The 15533-nt window shown below is 70.2% G+C and carries 21 protein-coding genes; 14 read left to right on the forward strand and 7 right to left on the reverse strand.

Annotation, left to right across the window (positions count from 1 at the left end):
• Positions 1-175, forward strand: a 175-nt coding sequence (locus VMR86_22385; protein HTO09816.1) for an acyl-CoA dehydrogenase family protein, incomplete at its 5' end; no start/stop codon positions are given.
• A 21-nt stretch (positions 176-196) separates the two neighbouring features.
• Here VMR86_22385 and VMR86_22390 read toward each other — a convergent pair.
• Positions 197-742, reverse strand: a complete 546-nt coding sequence (locus tag VMR86_22390) for a cytochrome P460 family protein (protein HTO09817.1) — start codon at positions 740-742, stop codon at positions 197-199.
• 65 nt (positions 743-807) lie between these two features.
• Between VMR86_22390 and VMR86_22395 the strand changes: the two genes are divergently transcribed.
• From VMR86_22395 to VMR86_22410, 4 genes are read left to right on the forward strand one after another with little or no spacing between them, the layout of a single operon-like run.
• Positions 808-1761 carry an alpha/beta hydrolase gene (locus VMR86_22395; protein ID HTO09818.1) on the forward strand — a complete coding sequence of 318 codons (954 nt, stop codon included), beginning with the start codon at positions 808-810 and terminating at the stop codon, positions 1759-1761.
• Positions 1762-1793: 32 nt separating this feature from the next.
• Complete coding sequence (locus VMR86_22400; protein HTO09819.1) at positions 1794-2558, forward strand: helix-turn-helix domain-containing protein; 765 nt, start codon at positions 1794-1796, stop codon at positions 2556-2558.
• A complete protein-coding gene (locus tag VMR86_22405) occupies positions 2555-2944 on the forward strand; it encodes a VOC family protein (protein ID HTO09820.1) in 390 nt (129 codons plus the stop codon). Before VMR86_22400 ends, VMR86_22405 begins: the two co-directional genes overlap by 4 nt.
• 18 nt (positions 2945-2962) lie before the next feature.
• On the forward strand, positions 2963-3631 hold the full coding sequence (locus VMR86_22410) for a DUF998 domain-containing protein (GenBank protein ID HTO09821.1): 669 nt from the start codon (positions 2963-2965) through the stop codon (positions 3629-3631).
• Between the two features lie 374 nt (positions 3632-4005).
• On the opposite strand, the gene VMR86_22415 is transcribed toward VMR86_22410, so the two are convergent.
• The gene (locus VMR86_22415) at positions 4006-5037 is read right to left on the reverse strand and encodes an alpha/beta hydrolase (GenBank protein ID HTO09822.1); all 1032 of its coding nucleotides are present in this window, start codon (positions 5035-5037) and stop codon (positions 4006-4008) included.
• Positions 5038-5090: 53 nt separating this feature from the next.
• On the opposite strand from VMR86_22415, the gene VMR86_22420 reads away from it, so the two are divergent.
• From VMR86_22420 to VMR86_22435, 4 genes are all read left to right on the forward strand, one after another.
• The gene (locus tag VMR86_22420) at positions 5091-5903 is read left to right on the forward strand and encodes an enoyl-CoA hydratase-related protein (protein ID HTO09823.1); all 813 of its coding nucleotides are present in this window, start codon (positions 5091-5093) and stop codon (positions 5901-5903) included.
• A gap of 68 nt (positions 5904-5971) precedes the next feature.
• Positions 5972-6418: a DUF2834 domain-containing protein gene (locus VMR86_22425; protein ID HTO09824.1), complete on the forward strand. Its 447-nt coding sequence runs from the start codon at positions 5972-5974 to the stop codon at positions 6416-6418.
• Entirely contained in the window at positions 6415-7998 is a 1584-nt protein-coding gene (locus VMR86_22430) for an NAD(P)/FAD-dependent oxidoreductase (protein ID HTO09825.1), read from the forward strand. Before VMR86_22425 ends, VMR86_22430 begins: the two co-directional genes overlap by 4 nt.
• Positions 7999-8023: 25 nt before the next feature.
• The gene (locus VMR86_22435) at positions 8024-8209 is read left to right on the forward strand and encodes a hypothetical protein (GenBank protein ID HTO09826.1); all 186 of its coding nucleotides are present in this window, start codon (positions 8024-8026) and stop codon (positions 8207-8209) included.
• 3 nt (positions 8210-8212) lie between these two features.
• Here VMR86_22435 and VMR86_22440 read toward each other — a convergent pair whose 3' ends face one another.
• On the reverse strand, positions 8213-8677 hold the full coding sequence (locus VMR86_22440) for a polymer-forming cytoskeletal protein (protein HTO09827.1): 465 nt from the start codon (positions 8675-8677) through the stop codon (positions 8213-8215).
• A gap of 148 nt (positions 8678-8825) precedes the next feature.
• Here VMR86_22440 and VMR86_22445 point away from each other — a divergent pair, with 148 nt between their 5' ends.
• Positions 8826-10070 (forward strand): right-handed parallel beta-helix repeat-containing protein, encoded by a 1245-nt coding sequence (locus tag VMR86_22445; protein ID HTO09828.1) that lies wholly within the window; start codon positions 8826-8828, stop codon positions 10068-10070.
• Between the two features lie 8 nt (positions 10071-10078).
• Here VMR86_22445 and VMR86_22450 read toward each other — a convergent pair whose 3' ends face one another.
• The 3 genes from VMR86_22450 to VMR86_22460 are packed head-to-tail and all read right to left on the reverse strand — an operon-like array spanning position 10079 to position 12125.
• A complete protein-coding gene (locus VMR86_22450; protein HTO09829.1) occupies positions 10079-10930 on the reverse strand; it encodes an alpha/beta hydrolase in 852 nt (283 codons plus the stop codon).
• A complete protein-coding gene (locus VMR86_22455) occupies positions 10927-11298 on the reverse strand; it encodes a hypothetical protein (GenBank protein ID HTO09830.1) in 372 nt (123 codons plus the stop codon). The genes VMR86_22450 and VMR86_22455 overlap by 4 nt, the downstream gene beginning before the upstream one ends.
• Positions 11298-12125, reverse strand: a complete 828-nt coding sequence (locus VMR86_22460) for a glucose 1-dehydrogenase (GenBank protein ID HTO09831.1) — start codon at positions 12123-12125, stop codon at positions 11298-11300. The genes VMR86_22455 and VMR86_22460 overlap by 1 nt, the downstream gene beginning before the upstream one ends.
• 97 nt (positions 12126-12222) lie before the next feature.
• Here VMR86_22460 and VMR86_22465 point away from each other — a divergent pair, with 97 nt between their 5' ends.
• Genes VMR86_22465 through VMR86_22475 form a run of 3 tightly spaced genes read left to right on the forward strand, consistent with a single transcriptional unit; the run spans position 12223 to position 14413 of the window.
• On the forward strand, positions 12223-12564 hold the full coding sequence (locus VMR86_22465; GenBank protein ID HTO09832.1) for a GFA family protein: 342 nt from the start codon (positions 12223-12225) through the stop codon (positions 12562-12564).
• Between the two features lie 9 nt (positions 12565-12573).
• Entirely contained in the window at positions 12574-13263 is a 690-nt protein-coding gene (locus tag VMR86_22470) for an RraA family protein (GenBank protein ID HTO09833.1), read from the forward strand.
• A gap of 1 nt (position 13264) precedes the next feature.
• Positions 13265-14413, forward strand: coding sequence for a sialidase family protein (locus VMR86_22475; GenBank protein HTO09834.1), 1149 nt, complete (start codon positions 13265-13267; stop codon positions 14411-14413).
• Here VMR86_22475 and VMR86_22480 read toward each other — a convergent pair.
• On the reverse strand, positions 14394-14891 hold the full coding sequence (locus VMR86_22480) for a GNAT family N-acetyltransferase (protein HTO09835.1): 498 nt from the start codon (positions 14889-14891) through the stop codon (positions 14394-14396). The genes VMR86_22475 and VMR86_22480 overlap by 20 nt on opposite strands.
• A gap of 30 nt (positions 14892-14921) precedes the next feature.
• Between VMR86_22480 and VMR86_22485 the strand changes: the two genes are divergently transcribed.
• Entirely contained in the window at positions 14922-15530 is a 609-nt protein-coding gene (locus VMR86_22485) for a glutathione S-transferase family protein (protein ID HTO09836.1), read from the forward strand.
• The last annotated feature ends 3 nt before the right edge of the window (positions 15531-15533 follow it).

Genomic DNA, 15533 nt, shown 5'->3' on the forward strand with positions numbered 1-15533 from the left:
CTGCTCCGAGGCCTACTTCCACGCCGCAGCCGACAACATCCAGATCCACGGCGGCATGGGCTTCACCTGGGAAGCCGCGCCGCACCTGTACTTCAAGCGCGCGAAGGCGAGTGAGCTCCTGTTCGGCGACTCCGCCCACCACCGCGAAGAGCTGGCGAAGCACGTCGGGCTGTAGTGACTCGCGCGGAGCGCGAAGCTAGCGCTTCTGGTACGGGTGGAAGATGTAGTCCTGCTTGGCCACCCGCGTGTGACACTCGTAGCCGCAGGCCGAGCCCTTTCCGTCGGGCGTGAACGTGTCGGATGCCGGGTCGTAGTTGAACAGCGCGTAGCCCCAGCCGCTGGTGGTCGGAAAGCGCTTGCTGTCCTTCTCGATGAAGAAGGCGTTCTTGAAGCGGTCGGGCACGTTCACCACGAACGGCGCGTCGCTGCTCTTCTTCTGCGTCCACTGGAGCTTCGCGATCTTCGAGCCGTCGGGGAACGGCCTGCCGTTGCCGGGAATGCCGGACTGGTAGGCCTCGATCATCGTCGGATTGGCGACGATCACCTTCAGCACCTCGTCGGTCTGCGCGAGCGATACGACCTGCCAGCCCTCGTAGCCGCGGAAGTCCGAGAATGCGAGACCGTCGGGCACCTGCAGCGTGTACTTGTCCTGCGGCTCCGCCGACGTGGCCTCGCGAGTGCCAGGGCCGGTGAGTGCGACGAGCAGTGCCAGGAGCGACGCAGCGGCGATTCTCTTCGACATCTGCCCTCTGTATCACGCGCGCCACCGAAGTGCATTTCGCGCGCGCGCGTGCGCTACCATCGGACATGCCCGCTCCGCTGCCGCTTCGGCTCCGAGCACTGACTTCCGCCGCGAGCTTCGCGATCCGGCGCGGCTGGCTGCCGAACCCGACGGCGCTGCTCGGTACGCCGCACGAGCGGCGGCTCGCGCGCAAGGCGCTGTTCATCGCCTGCAAGCCCGGTGATCCGTCGATCCACACCGAGGACGTGCAAGTCAGCGGCCGCGGCGGCCCGATCCAGGCACGCGTGTACACGCGCCCCGACGTGAAGCCCGGCGCGCCCGCGATCCTCTTCATCCACGGCGGCGGCTTCGTCGATGGCGGCGTCGACTTCTGCGACAACGTGCAGCGCGGGCTCGCCGCGCGCACGGGATATGTCGTGGTCGGTCTCTCCTACCGGCTTGCGCCGGAGCACCCGTTCCCCGCCGGACTCGAAGACTGTCAGGACGTGCTGCGCTGGATGGCGGAGTCGAAGCCCGCGGGCCTCGACCCCGCGCGCATCGCGGTCGGCGGCGAGAGCGCGGGCGGCAACCTCACGGTCGCGCTGGCGCTGTCGAGCCGCGACGGCGGTGGCCCGGCGATCGCGCACCTGTCGATCTACTACCCCTTCACCGACGCGACGCTGAAATCGAGTGACTGGGACACGAGTGACATGCCCGGCGTCGACCGCGCCGCGGGTGAGTTCATGGTCCGGGTCTACGCGCCGAACGATGCCGGCCACCCGCTGGTGAGCGTGCTCCACGCCCGGCTGGCAGGCCTGCCGCCGTCGACGGTCATCACCTGCGGCCACGACCCGCTGCGCTCCGACGGCTTCTGGCTCGCCGAGGCGCTGCGCGCCGCGGGCGTGCCCACGCGGCACACGCACTACGACGACATGCCGCACGGGTTCCTGATGTTCTCGCGCCTCACGCGGCGCGCGGACGAATCGATGGACGAGGTGGCGGGCGAGATCGCGAAGGCGATTTCCATCAAATCCACTTGACGCATCCAATTGGATTGATGTAAACAGGGGGCGTGATCCGCCCCGACGTTGCCCCACCCGATTTCCTGCAGCTGGCCGGCCACCCCCTGCGCTGGCGTCTGCTGCGCGAGCTGGCCCGGAGCGACCGGGTCGTGTCCGAGCTGACGGGCCTGGTCGGCGAGCCCCAGAACCTGGTCTCGTACCACCTGGGAAAGCTGCGCGAGGGCGGACTCGTGTCGGCCCGGCGCAGCTCCGCCGACCGCCGCGATGCCTACTACACGGTGGATCTGTCCCGGATCGCGGGCCTCTTGTCGGACTCGGGCGGAGCGCTGCACCCCGGGCTGAGACTCGCTGCGGCGCCGCGCGCCGCAGCCGCGCTCGGCCCGGTGCGGGTGTTGTTCCTATGCACCGGCAACAGCGCGCGCTCGCAGATGGCCGAGGCGTTGCTCCAGTCGTCGTCGGGCGGCGCCATCCACGCGTTCAGCGCCGGCAGTCACCCCAAGCCCCTGCACCCCAACGCCGTGCGAGTCATGCGCGACGAGCATGGGCTCGACCTGACGAGTCATTCGTCCAAGCACCTGGACGTGTTCGCCGGCCAGCGCTTCGACTGGGTGATCAGTCTGTGCGACCGGGTGCGCGAAGTGTGTCCGGAGTTCCCCGGCGCCCCCGAGACCATCCACTGGAGCATCCCCAACCCCGTGACGGGCGACGCGGACGACGTCAGCTACCCGCTGTTCCAGGCCACGGCCGCGGAGCTAGTGACTCGCATCGGGTTCCTGCTCGCCGTGATCGGCGAGCGCACACAGGAGAAGCCATGACCGACCCCCGTGAGTTCGTGAGCGTCCGCTACCTGGTCGACGACGTCGCGGCCGCCCTCGCCTTCTACACCCAGGTGCTCGACTTCCAGGTCTTGACCGCCTTCCCGCCGGCCTTCGCCGACGTGGCACGGGGCAGTCTGCGGCTCCTGCTCAGCGGACCGACCAGCTCCGCCGGCCGGCCCATGTCCGACGGCAGCAAGCCCGCGCCCGGCGGCTGGAACCGCATCCACCTGATCGTCGACGACATCGAGTCCGAAGTGACTCGCCTGCGTCGCGCCGGCGCACGCTTTCGCAACGACATCGTCTCCGGACCGGGCGGCAAGCAGGTCCTGCTGCTGGACCCCTCCGGAAACGTCGTCGAGCTGTTCCAACCTGCGACGCGCTGAACGAAGAGGAGACTCCCCATGGCGAAGCAGACACGACCGACCCGCGCACTGATCGCTTGCGGCGTGGTGGCCGGTCCCATGTACGTGATCGTGACCTTGATCCAGGCACTGACTCGCGACGGCTTCGACCTGAGATACCATCGCTTCTCCTGGCTGACCGCAGGTGACCTGGGCTGGATCCAGCAGTCGAACATGGTGCTGGTCGGCGCGCTGACGATCGTGCTCGCGATCGGAGTGCGCCGGGCGATGCCCGGCGGCCCGGGATCGGTCTGGGTGCCCCGGCTGCTGGCACTGCTCGGGGGGGCCTACATCGTCGGCGGCCTGCTCACCGCGGACCCCGTCGTCGGCTTCCCGCCCGGCACCACGGCCGAGCTGGCGCAGAAGACCTGGCACGGGATCGCGCAGAACGCCTCGCGCAGTGCGAGCACGCTGTTCCTGATCGCGGCCAGCCTGGTGACTGCGCGCTGGTTCGGCGCGCAGGAACGCCGCGGCTGGGCCTGGTTCTACGCGACCGCCATCCCGGGCGCGTTCGCGCTGCTCTCCGCCGTCGGACTCGCGATCGGCGGCAATCCCACCGCTCTGGCCTTCCTGATGACACCCTGGATCTGGGTGACTGCGCTGGCGATCCACCTGTACTGGGGTGAGTCCGGCGCGCCCGCGACTCAGACCACGCTGCTGGCGAGCTGACCGTGGACCCCCGACGACGCGAAGTCCTCCGGCTCCTGGGTTTTGCCGTTCTGGCAGTTCAGGTCGTCCCGCTCGGTGGCTGCGGATCGGCAGCGCAGACACCGCCTGCCGACAGCCTGGCCGTGACCTCTTCTCTCGGCTCGAGGCTGGGCCACTGGGCCGATCACTCCCACGTGCTGTACGTCCCCCTGGATCTGCTCCGCGCTCCTCCTCGAGAGGGAGTCACTCTGTACACCACCCGGACGTACTTCCACTCCCACGAAGTGACCTTGACGCACGATCAGCTCACCGCCGTCGCCCGAGGCGCTACGGTGCAGGTGAGCGACTCCGTCGAAGCTCACCACTACTCGATCCGGCTCGAGACCTGACTCGCCTCAGATCGTCCGGCAGAAGCGCGCGATGCTCGCCGCGGTCTCGCGACTCACGTCGGGGCAGGCCATGGCGAAGATCTCGGTGCCGTGGATCGTGCCCATCACCTGCCGGCATTGCGCGGGCACGCCCGCGCGCAGCAGGAGGCGATAGAACTCGATGCCCTCGTCGCGCAGCGGGTCGCACTCGTTCACGCTGATGACCGTGGGCACCAGCCCCTTCACGTCCTGCTCCGACGCGAAGCCGGGCCACGCCAGCGGGTTCTTGCGCTCGAGCTCCTGGATGCCGTAGGCCATGGCACCGCGGTTGTTGTGCAGGTCGAGCAGGATGCCGTTGTTCTCGACCGACGACGGCAGCCGCGCCTGCGGCCACTGACCGGCGATGTACGGACACAGCGCGTAGAGACCGCGAATCAATCCCAGCGCGCCGTCCTGCTTCAGCTTGAGTCCCGTGGCCAGCGTGAGGTTCCCGCCGCCGCTCTCGCCCGCGATCACGATGTGCGCCGGGTCGATGCCCAGGCGCGCGGCGTTCGCGTGCAGCCACTTCACGCCCGAGACACAGTCGTTGAGGCCGGCCGGGAACGGCGCGACCTCGGGCGCGGAAGACGGAGTGAGTGCGTTGCGGAAGTCGACCATCGCCACCGCCACGCCCTGGCCCGCGATGATGCGACCCCACGCGCGGTACATGCCGTCGAAGCACGACATGGCCTGCATGCCGCCGCCGTGGATGTAGTACACGCAGGGCAGCGGCTCGCGTGACTCGGGCCGGATGAGCTGGACCTTGATCGTGTTGCCGTCGGGCGCGGAGCGGAACTCGTGTGTCGCGACCGTGAGGCCCTTCTTGGGCGCGACGTGCTCGTTGTCCATCAGGTCGAACATCTTCGTCATCTGCTCGCGCTGGGCGATCGCCTCGGGCTTGTTCACCTCGGCGAGCAGCTCGTCGCGGCTGCGCACGTCGCTCTGGGTCATGCTCGGAAACGCCGCCATCGCGGCCTTGATGCGCGGATCGATGCGCCGGTCGTCGGAAAGCTTGCTCACGTCGGTTCCTCCTCGCCCCCCATCTTACCCCCAACCGGTCGTACGATGCGGCGATGGACGCGAAGGATGTGACCTACGAGCAGGACGGCGAGGTCGCGATCGTGACCTTGAACCGGCCGCGCTACCGCAATGCGCAGAGCTGGCGGATGCTGGACGAGCTCGATCTGGCGCTCGACCGGGCGGCCTCGGACCGCGGGGTGAAGGTCGCGATCGTGCGCGGCGCCGGCGAGCACTTCTCGGCCGGCCACGACCTGGGCACCCCCGAGCAGCTCGAGGACCGCGCGCGCCGCGGCGTGCCCGACGTGGGGCTGCGCGAGTACGACGCGTTCCGGAAATACAACCTCGACTACACGCTGAAGTGGCGGAACCTGCCCAAGCCCACGATCGCGATGGTGCGCGGCTACTGCATCTACGGCGGGTGGATGATCGCGGCGGCCATGGACCTGGTGTTCGCCGCGCCCGACGCGCGCTTCCTCGCCGGCCAGGTCGAGTACTTCTCGATCCCGTGGGACGTCGGCGCGCGCAAGGCCAAGGAGCTCCTGTTCGAGAGCCGCTTCATCTCGGCCGACGAGGCCGCGGCGCTCGGCTTCGTGAACCGAGTCATCCCCGCCGAGTCACTCGAGCGCGAGACACTCGGCTATGCGCGGCGCGTGGCCGAGAGCGCGCACGGCGCGCTGCGCATGGCCAAGCTCGCGGTGAACAAGATCCAGGACGTGCAGGGCTTCAGCGCGTCGATGGAAGGCGCCTTTGCCGACTTCCTGGTCATGGCGCAGATGGGCGGTCATCCGCGCAAGCCCGCGAAGGACCGGCGCCTGGGCGGAGTGGAGCTCGCGCTGCGCAAGCGCCGCGGAGAGCCCGAGCCCTGAACGATCGGGAGTGACCGCATCGGGTGCCTTTCTTCCACTCGAGTGCCTGATGTGCTCCAATCGCCGGCGTGACCTCGCTCCTGCTCCACGCCGCGGCTGGTGTCGCCACGGTCGCGTTCTTCTTCTACGCCAACGCGCACCTGTACCGAAGCGATTGGTCAGGATCGCGCACGACCTGGCTCGAGGCCGTGTACTACCTGACTGCAATCGTCTCCGTATGCATCGGCTGGTACTTCAATCAGAAGTACGTGTTCGCCTATCCGGAGCAGGCGAGCTGGGTGCACTACACCCGGCAGCTGTTCGACACGCCCGCGGGCGGATCGATGGCGCAGGACGCGATCATCGCGAACGTCGTGCTGTTCCCGCTCTGGACGATCATCGACGGCCGGCGGCGCGGGATGCGCCAGCCGTGGATCTACTTCGTGATCAGCCTGTTCACGAGCTTCGCCTTCGCGATCGAGCTCTACCTCGCGGCGCAGGAGCGGCAGCTGCGCTGGAACGCGAGGAGCGCGTGAGCGCGACACAGAGCTGCGACGTCGTGGTCGTGGGCGCCGGTCACAACGGGCTCGCGGCCGCGGCGCTGCTCGCCAGGCGCGGCCTGCGCGTGCTGTGTCTCGAGAAGAACGCCTACGCCGGCGGCATGGCCGGCACGCGCGAGATCCTCTCGGGCTGCCGGAACGACGTGGGCGCGAGCCTGCTGTTCCCCCTGGCGAAGGGCGTGGCGGAGGAGCTCGAGCTCGCGCGCTACGGGGTCGAGACGATCGAGCTCCCGATCATGGCGGTGAACCTGAACTCGAAGCAGTCACCGCCCGCGGTCTTCTACGGCAGCCCCCTGCGCATGGCGTTCTACGTGCTGCGGCATTTCGGCATCGGCGCGATGACGGGCTTCGTGCGGCTCATGGCCTTCTGCAAGTATCCCGCGAGCCTGATGGACCGCTTCACGCCGCGCAGCGTGCCGCCGACGCTCGACGAGCTCCGGGCGCGCGCGCCGAACGCGCGCCGGCGCAAACAGATCGAGCTCGCGTTCACGGGCAGCGCGATGGACCTCGTCGACCGCTTCCTGCCCGACCGCGAGCGCCATCGCACGCTGCGCGCCCTGGTCGCCTTCGCCGCGGTGCAGTCGACTTACAAGGGGCCGTTCACGCCGGGCAGCGCGTTGTGTCTCGTGTACACCTTCGCGCAGAACGAGGGCGGCGGACTCATGCGGCGCGTGAAGGGCGGCATGGGGGCGCTGTCCGACGCGCTGGTCCGATCGATCGTCGAGAAGGGCGGCGAGGTGCGCCTGCGCGCGCCGGTGCGGCGCGTGCTGGTCGAGGACGGCCGCGCCACCGGCGTCGAGCTGCGCGACGGCACGCGCATCCGAGCGCGCGCGGTGATCTCGAACCTGGACAAGCCGGCGACCTTGTTCGGGTTGGTGGGCCGCGAGCACTTCGACGCGGAGACGATCGCGCGCGTGGAGAAGATCGAGCACCGCGGCGCGTACATGCATCTTCTGTTCAAGCTCTCGCGGCTGCCGAGTCACGGCGCGCCGTTCGAGCACCTGAACGCGGACCCGCGCACGCGCTTCAACACCACGATCGTGCCCGACCCCGAGCAGCAGCAGGCGAGCTTCGAGGCATGCGCGCGCGGCGAGCTGCCCGAGCACCCGGCGATCGGCATGCAGATTCCCACCGTGATGGACCCCAGCCTGGCCCCGCCCGGCTTTCACGTCGCCACGACCTACGGATTCTTCTTCCCGTGCGAGGCCCCGCGCGACGAGCGCGGCAAGCTGCGCGACGAGATGGCGGAGCGCATCGTCGACCGGCTCTGCGAGTTCCTGCCGGATCTGCGCGAGTGCATCGTCGAGCGCGCCGTGTTCTCGTCGGATCACTTCGCGGTCATGCAGGGCGCCACGAACGGCGACTTCACGCATGGCCTGATCCACCCCGAGCAGATGATCGGCGGGCGCCTGCTGGTGCCGGGCTCCGCGCACGCGACGCCCATGCCCGGGCTGTATCTCTGCGGCGCCTCCTGTCACCCCGGACCCGGAGTGACCTTCCTGCCGGGCTACGGCGCGGCCTACGAAGTCGCAGAGGCCCTCGCGAGCACGGCCTGACGGGGCGGAAAGCTACAGCGCGCGCCTGACCGCGGCGCTGCGCGGGTCACTCGCGCCGCAGCGCGCCGCGATCGCGCTGTCGCTGGTCGCGGGCGTTCAGATGATGCGCCAGATGATCGGCCTGGCTCCCCTGCTCGACGGAGATCCGAGTGACCTGGTGGAGATCCTGGCCGGCCTGTTCGAGCCACTCGTCGCGGGAGGAACGGACTGACTGCTAGGCGCGCGTCTCCGGCTGGGGCGCCGGGCTCTGGAGCGCGTGCTCGGGCCGGTACATGCGCGTGCGGCCGTTGAAGGTCGCGCCGCGCGCGATGACCAGGGAAGGTGTCTCGACGTCGCCGTGCAGGCGGCCGGTGGAGTGGATCACGACCTCGCGCGTGGCGACGATGTCGCCCATGACCGCGCCGCGGATCTCGACCGAGCGCGCGCGGATCGGCGCGGTGACCGCTCCGCTCTCGGTGATCACGACCGAGCTCGCGATCTCGAGCTCGCCGCTGAACTCACCCTCGACCACCAGCGAGTTCGGCACGACCAGGCGGCCGCTCATCTCCACGCCGCGCGCGATCACCGCCACGTTGGGCTCCCGCACGACGCTCTCCGCCTCCGGCGCGGGCGCCGCCGGCTCTTCGAGCCGCGCCCCGGGCACCAGACGCCGCCACCCCGTTCCGCCTTGCGCGTCCATGTCCAAACTCCTTGGAATTGCGAACAGTTCGCCGCGACAGCTGCGGCTCCAAGCGCTTGCATCGGGTGGCTCGCGCCCGGGCTTGAGCGGGCAGGTCACACCGCATGGAGCTCGCCGCGCGGGCGCTCCCGTCCGGTAGACTGCGCGCATGATCAGACATGCCGCAGTCGGACTCGTTGCCGTCACCCTGGCCCTGTCGAGCCTCTCCGCCTTCGCGGGGGCGATCGACGTCACTCGGTTCGACGATCCGGACCCGGCCGGGAAGAACACCGGTCTCTCGCTTCGTGAGGCCATCCTGATCGCGAACGGCACGCCCGGGCCGGACACGATCACGCTTCACGCCGGCACCTATCGCCTGACGCGGCGCGGCGACGACGCGACCGCGGTCGCGGGCGATCTCGACGTGACCACTCCGATCACGATCGAAGGCGACTCGACCGGCGCCACGATCATCGACGCGAAGAAGGCCAAGGACCGCGCGTTCGAGGTGCTCGACGGCGGCGAGCTCACGCTGCGGCACGTGACCGTGAAGGGCGGCAGCGCGGAGCTCGACGGCGGCGCGATCTTGAACGTCGGCACACTCACGGTCGAGAGCTCCACGTTCACGGGCAACCGCGCGGGTGAGAGCGGCGGCGCGATCTCGAGCGAGGGGGGCTCCTGCTCACTCACCGACGTGGTGGTGACCAAGAACAAGGCGAGCTTCAACGACGGCGGCGGGCTGAACTTCACGGTCGCCGGCAGCGCGGCGCTCGATCGCGTCGTCGTCTCGAGCAACTCCGCCGGAGACACCGGCGGCGGCGTGAACTCGGACGACGGAGTCACCGTGACCATGGTCGACAGTCTGGTGTCGGGCAACAAATCCAAGCGAGAGGGCGGCGGCCTCGACCCGAGCGCAGGCTCGCTCACGCTCACCAACACCACGGTCAGCGGGAATCACAGCGCGAAGGGCGGCGGCATCCAGCTCGAGACCGGCGGACTGCTCGCCCTGAACAACGTGACCATCGCCGGCAACAAGGCCAGGGAGGGCGCCGGGCTCTGGACCGAGGCGGGCACCACGGCCACGCTCACGAACACGTTGATCGCGAAGAACTCGCCGTTCGACTGCTTCGGTCCAGTCGTGTCGAACGGCTCGAACCTGATCGGCAAGGTCGACGGCTGTCTGGTCAGCGGTGACACGACGGGCAACATCGTGGGTGGCCCGAGGCCCGTGAAGCCCGTCGACCCGCGGCTCGGCCCGCTGCGCGACAACGGCGGGCCGTCGAAGACCCAGGCTCTCCTGCCCGGGAGCCCGGCGATCGACGCCGTGGTGGGAACCTGCCCGCCTCCGGCTGCGGATCAGCGCGGCATGCCGCGCTCCGGGACCTGCGACATCGGCGCCTTCGAGGTGCAGTGAGTCGCGGCTCAGCCCTGCGCGCGGATCTTCTCCAGCACCGGCCGGATCACGGCGAGAAAACGCTCCGGGTCCTCGCACATCGGGAAGTGGCCCAGCCCCGTCATCGGCGCCCACTCGGCGCCCGGGATCGCCGCCGCCACGTCGCGCGCCATGTCGAGCGGCGTCGTGAAGTCGTACTCGCCGGTCAGGAGATGCACGCGGCAGCGCCGGGTGTCGATCGCGCCGAGCTGCTCACGGGTCATCTGATGATCGACGCTGTAGTAGTAGAGATCGCCCTTGAACACCGGCGGCGCGCCCTGGCTGTACACCCACTCCGTCTCGCGCCGGTAGCGCTCCGGCGCCGTGGGCGAGGTGAGTCCGTACATCAGGCTGGCCTTGAAGGCGTTGGAGACGCGCGGGTGGTTGAAGATGTCGTCCCAGCCGCCCGGAGTGCTGGCGGCGGCCTCGAGCCCGATCACGGCGCGGAACGACTCCGGGTGGTTCGCGGCCAGGTCGAGCGCGAGGTGTCCGCCGATCGAGCTGCCCAGATACACGGGGCGCTCCAGCTCGAGCGCCCGCGCGAGCGCCAGCGGCACCTGCATCAGGAAGGCCTTGGTGAGACGGTATTCCTCGGCCCACCAGGTCTTGCCTTCCGGCGGGAGTGACTTCCCGTGATACGGCAGGTCGTAGGCGATCACCCGGAAGTCGCGCGTGACCTCCTCGGCGGCCAGCAGGTGGCGCCACTGCGCGCCGTGCGCCCCCGCGGTGTGCTGGCAGAGCAGCGGAATGCCCCTGCCCGCCTCCTCGAAATACACCCGGTGGGCGAGCCCGTCGAGCTCGAGCGTCAGGTAGCGGCCCACGACCGGCTCGAGCGGAGTCACTGGCTCACCCGCAGCGCGGAGAGGATCTGCACCAGCCGCCTCAGCGCCGGGTAGTAGGCCGCATAGGCGATGCGGTTCTCGGGCAAGCGCACGCCGTGCGCCGTGTGCGCGGCGAACAGGTCCTGGTAGTAGGGCCGCGGCACGGGCGCGAGCAGCTCGCGCCACTGCTCCTCGCTGGCGCCGACGAACAGATCGCACGCGGCGTCGGCGGCGCAGGGCACGGCCGCCACCAGGCTCCCGTTCCGGAACGAGAGCTTGTGCGAAGCGCTGCCCATGTCGAGCCGCAGGGTGGCGTCCCACGAGCGCGCGGCCTGCCGGAACTCGCCGTCGCGATTCACTCGTTCGGAGAGGTCCTGCCAGCGCACCATCACACACCCGAGCCGGTCTTCAGGGTGATCCCGCCGTCGACCTTGATCTCCTGCCCGGTGATGTTCATGGCGTCGTCGCTGGCCAGGAAGCACACGAGCTTGCCGATGTCCTCGGGGGTCTGCTCGCGCCCGAGCGGCGCGGCCTGCTTCACCGCGGCCAGGAAGATCTCGCGCGCCGAGAGGTCGCGGTACTCGGGGCGAGTCAGCTTCATGACCATGGCCAGACCCTCCCAGGCGCGCGTGAACAGGAAGCCCGGACAGATCGCGTTCACGCGGATGTTGGACGGGCCGAGCTCGAGCGCCAGTGACTTCGTGAGATGCACCACGCCGGCCTTGGCCGCGCCGTACGCCGCGAGCTGCGGCGAGGGCACCAGCGCCGCGATCGAGGCGATGTTCACGATCGTCCCGCCGCCGCGCGCCCGCAGGCGCGGGATCGCCGCCTTGCAGCCCGCGAACGTGGTGCGCAGGTTGTTCGCGAGCTGTGAGTCCCACGAGGCCTGCGGCAGATTCTCGAGCCCCGGCCCGGTCGGGATCTCCTCCGGGCGAATCACTCCGGTGCCGGCGCCCGCGTTGTTCACCATCACGTCGAGTCCGCCGAGCTCGCGCACGACGCGCTCCACGGCCGCGGCGATCGCCCGCTCGTCGGAGCAATCCGCGGCGATGCCGAGCGCGCGCCCGCCCAGCCCCTTCGCCGTCTTCTCCGCTTCCGGCCCGTCGATGTCGACCACGGCGACCGCCGCGCCCTCCTTGGCCAGGCAGGTGGCGATGCCCGCGCCGATCCCGCGCGCCCCCCCCGTGACCACCGCGACCTTGCCCGAGAGCCTCATCTCACGACCTCCTGCTGCACGGACCGATCCTGAATCACGCGCACTCCACAATGCAAATGCCGGCGTATCCTGGCGGGTCGAGGACGGAGGAGGAGCCATGCTGGAAGGGTCGTGCGACTGCGGCGCGGTCCGAATCGAGCTCGACGTGGCCCCGAAGGACGTCACCGATTGCAACTGCGGGATCTGCCGCCGCTGCGGCGCGCGCTGGTCCTACTTCCACCCCATGTCGGTTCGCATCCTTCCGCCCTCGGGCGCGACGGCGATCTACCAGCGCGGTAAACGCATGCTCGAGTTCCACCGCTGCACCATGTGTGGCTGCGTCACTCACTGGGCGCCGGTCGACAAGCGCCATCCGCGCATGGGCGTGAACATGCGTCTGTTCCCGCCCGAGCTGCTCGCGAAGCTCGAGGTGCTGCTGTGCGACGCGGCCTCCTGGTAGTCTGACCCCATGAGCCCGAACGAGCCATGGCAGGCCCTCGCGCGCTTCGACACGCCCACCATCTGCAACGCGCTCGAGGCGGTCTGCCCCGAGCGACGCGGCGTCGGCTTCACGATCCACTCACTCTTCTGCGCGCATCCGGGCCTGCCGCCGATCGTGGCGCGCGCGCGCACCGCGACCATCCGCGCGGCCACGCCCTCGGGCCGGAGCGCCGCGGACGAGGCGCAGCTGCTGCATGACTACTACCGGCACGTCGGCGCGCCGCCGCACCCGACCGTCACCGTGATCGAGGACCTCGATCCCGTGCCCGGCACGGGCGCGTGGTGGGGCGAGGTGCACACTCACCTGCACCGCGGGCTCGGGTCACTCGGCGTGATCACCAACGGCAGCGTGCGCGACCTGGACCAGATCGCGCCCGGCTTCCAGGTGCTGGCGGGCAAGGTCGCGCCCTCGCACGCGCACGTGCACCCGGTCGAGGTCGGCGTTCCGGTCTCGGTCGCGGGCATGCGCGTCTCGCCGGGTGACTGGATCCACGCCGACCGCCACGGCGCGGTGGTGATCCCCGAGCCCGCGCTCGCGTCGCTGGCGGCAGCCGCCGAAGCCGTGACTCGCCGCGAGCGCGTGCTGATCGAGGCCAGCCAGAAGCCCGGCTTCGACCTGGCGCAGCTCGAAGCGCTGCTCTCGGGGCGGGCGCACTGACGTGGCGATCCAGCCCAAAGACCTCGAGCACGTGCGCGCCCACGCCGACCCCGCACACGCCTGCAACCAGGGCAGCCTGATCCGGCTGGCGAACGGCGAGCTCCTGATGGGCTACAACGAGGAGCGCGGCACGCGCCATCGCGACAGCGGTCAGTCGTGTCTGGTGCGCTCGCGCGACGGCGGCCGCAGCTGGGACCCGGCTTCGCGCACGGTCGTCTGGCCCTGGAGTGACACGCAGGGCAACTGGGACTGCGCGTTCGCGCAGCTCTCCGACGGCGAGATCCTGATGCACACGCGCGTGTGCAGCTTCCTCGACGCGACCGCGCTGCGCGGCGCCGCCGACCAGGTGGTGGGCGGGCCCCCGCCCGGCCGCGCGGAGCGCTTCAAGCGCCAGACGGGCTATGCGCTGTGCCGCTCGCGCGACGGCGGGCACACCTGGAGCGCGCCCCGTCCGGTGAACACGAGCCCGATCTGTGACTCGGGGCTCGGGCCGTACATCGTGGGCGGATCCGGCGCCGGTCACGTGATCGAGCTGCCCGACGGCGGCCTGCTCATGCCTCTGCACGGCACGATCTCGCGCGAGTGGCCGCTGGCGGCCGGCGAGACCCCGCGCTGCTTCGTGCTGCGCTCCGACGACCGCGGCCGGAACTGGGAGTATTGGGCGACCGTGGCCTACGACGCCTCGCACATCCTCGAGTGGGTCGAGCCGGGCATGACGCGCCTGCGCGACGGCCGGCTCATATGTCTCATGCGCACGCAGGCGCGGCCCGGCCGCTTCGACCACCTGTGGTTCAGCGAGTCCGCCGACGATGGCGCGAGCTGGAGCCGCCCGGAGCGCACGGGTCTGTGGGGCTACCCCGCGGACGTGACTCAGCTCGACGACGGCCGCGTGCTCGCCGTGTACGGCTACCGGCGCGCGCCTTGGGGCGTGCGCGCCTGTGTCTCGCGCGACGGGCGCAGCTGGGACCCGCGCAACGAGTTCGTGGTACGAGAAGGCGGCGCTGCCGAGCCCGGCTTCCGCGAGTACTGGCACATCGGCTATCCCACGCTGGCGCTCGCGCCCGACGGTGCGATCGCGGTCGCGTACCACGAGTACGCGCGCGGCGCGACGCCCATTCAGGAGATGTGGGTCACGCGCTTCCGTCTGTAGCGACCATCTCCAGGTTCCGCAGCGGCGAGCCGGGCCGAAGCGGCTTCGAGTCACCGGTCAGCGCGAAGCCGGCGCTCTGGTAGAGCGCGATCGCGCGCTGGTTGGTCTCGGTCACGCTCAGCACCAGCCGCGCGCAGCCGCGCGCGCGCAAGGCGGAGCAGGCGGCCTCGAGCAGCGCGCGCCCGAGCCCCGCGCCGCGCGCGCCCGGGTCGAGCCACATCGCGCCGATGTAGCCCGTGCCGGCGGCCGCGGTGGCCGAGACCAGCCCCACGGCCCGTCCATCGCGCTCGGCGACGAAGAGCGCCGCGTGCTCGCCCGTGCCGAAGGCGCGCGCGCCCCGTTGCCAGTACGCGTCGTCTTCGCGAGCCACTTCCTCGGCCAGCGGGCTGAACGAATCGGGCGAGTCACGCAGCGCGCGCAGCCGCAGCTCCCGGAGCAGCCGCCACTCGTCCTCGCGCAGCTTCCGGATCGCCTGCATGCCGCATTCTAGGCGTAGTACGATCGCGCCATGAAGATCTACGGTCACAAGCAAGCCCCCAACCCGCGCCGCGTGCGCATCTTCCTGGCCGAGAAAGGCGTGAGCGTGCCGACCGAAGAGGTCGACATCTTCGCCCGTGACAACCGCAAGCCGCCATTCCTGGCCAAGAACCCGCTGGGCGGCATTCCCGTGCTCGAGCTCGACGACGGCACGTGCATCGCGGAGTCGGTCGCGATCTGCCGCTACCTCGAGGGACTCCACCCCAAGCCGGCGCTGTTCGGCGAGACACCGCTGCAAGAGGCCACGATCGAGATGTGGAACCGGCGCCTGGAGCTCGTGCTGTTCCAGTCGATCGGCATGGTGTGGATCCACGGCCACCCGCTCACGAAGGCGTTGCTGAAGCAGATCCCCGAGAACGTGGCGCCGGCCCGGGCGCGCGCCGCGGAGTTCTTCGCCCTGCTCGACGCCGAGCTGGCCAAGCGCCCGTTCATCGCGGGGCCGAGCTACTCGATCGCCGACGTCACGGCCCTGTGCGCGATCGACTTCGGGCGCTTCATCGAAGTGACTCCCGATGCGTCGCTCGCCCACCTGGCGCGCTGGCACGCGGCGGTGTCTGCCCGGCCCAGCGCCGGAGCCTAGAGT

This window comes from Myxococcota bacterium (assembly GCA_035498015.1).
GTDB lineage: Bacteria > Myxococcota_A > UBA9160 > SZUA-336 > SZUA-336 > VGRW01.

Coding starts and splice junctions, on each gene's coding strand:
- VMR86_22390 (HTO09817.1), bottom strand. CDS start 742: ATGTCGAAGAGAATCGCCGCTGCGTCGCTCCTGGCACTGCTCGTCGCA.
- VMR86_22395 (HTO09818.1), top strand. CDS start 808: ATGCCCGCTCCGCTGCCGCTTCGGCTCCGAGCACTGACTTCCGCCGCG.
- VMR86_22405 (HTO09820.1), top strand. CDS start 2,555: ATGACCGACCCCCGTGAGTTCGTGAGCGTCCGCTACCTGGTCGACGAC.
- VMR86_22410 (HTO09821.1), top strand. CDS start 2,963: ATGGCGAAGCAGACACGACCGACCCGCGCACTGATCGCTTGCGGCGTG.
- VMR86_22420 (HTO09823.1), top strand. CDS start 5,091: ATGGACGCGAAGGATGTGACCTACGAGCAGGACGGCGAGGTCGCGATC.
- VMR86_22440 (HTO09827.1), bottom strand. CDS start 8,677: ATGGACGCGCAAGGCGGAACGGGGTGGCGGCGTCTGGTGCCCGGGGCG.
- VMR86_22445 (HTO09828.1), top strand. CDS start 8,826: ATGATCAGACATGCCGCAGTCGGACTCGTTGCCGTCACCCTGGCCCTG.
- VMR86_22455 (HTO09830.1), bottom strand. CDS start 11,298: ATGGTGCGCTGGCAGGACCTCTCCGAACGAGTGAATCGCGACGGCGAG.
- VMR86_22460 (HTO09831.1), bottom strand. CDS start 12,125: ATGAGGCTCTCGGGCAAGGTCGCGGTGGTCACGGGGGGGGCGCGCGGG.
- VMR86_22465 (HTO09832.1), top strand. CDS start 12,223: ATGCTGGAAGGGTCGTGCGACTGCGGCGCGGTCCGAATCGAGCTCGAC.
- VMR86_22470 (HTO09833.1), top strand. CDS start 12,574: ATGAGCCCGAACGAGCCATGGCAGGCCCTCGCGCGCTTCGACACGCCC.
- VMR86_22480 (HTO09835.1), bottom strand. CDS start 14,891: ATGCAGGCGATCCGGAAGCTGCGCGAGGACGAGTGGCGGCTGCTCCGG.
- VMR86_22485 (HTO09836.1), top strand. CDS start 14,922: ATGAAGATCTACGGTCACAAGCAAGCCCCCAACCCGCGCCGCGTGCGC.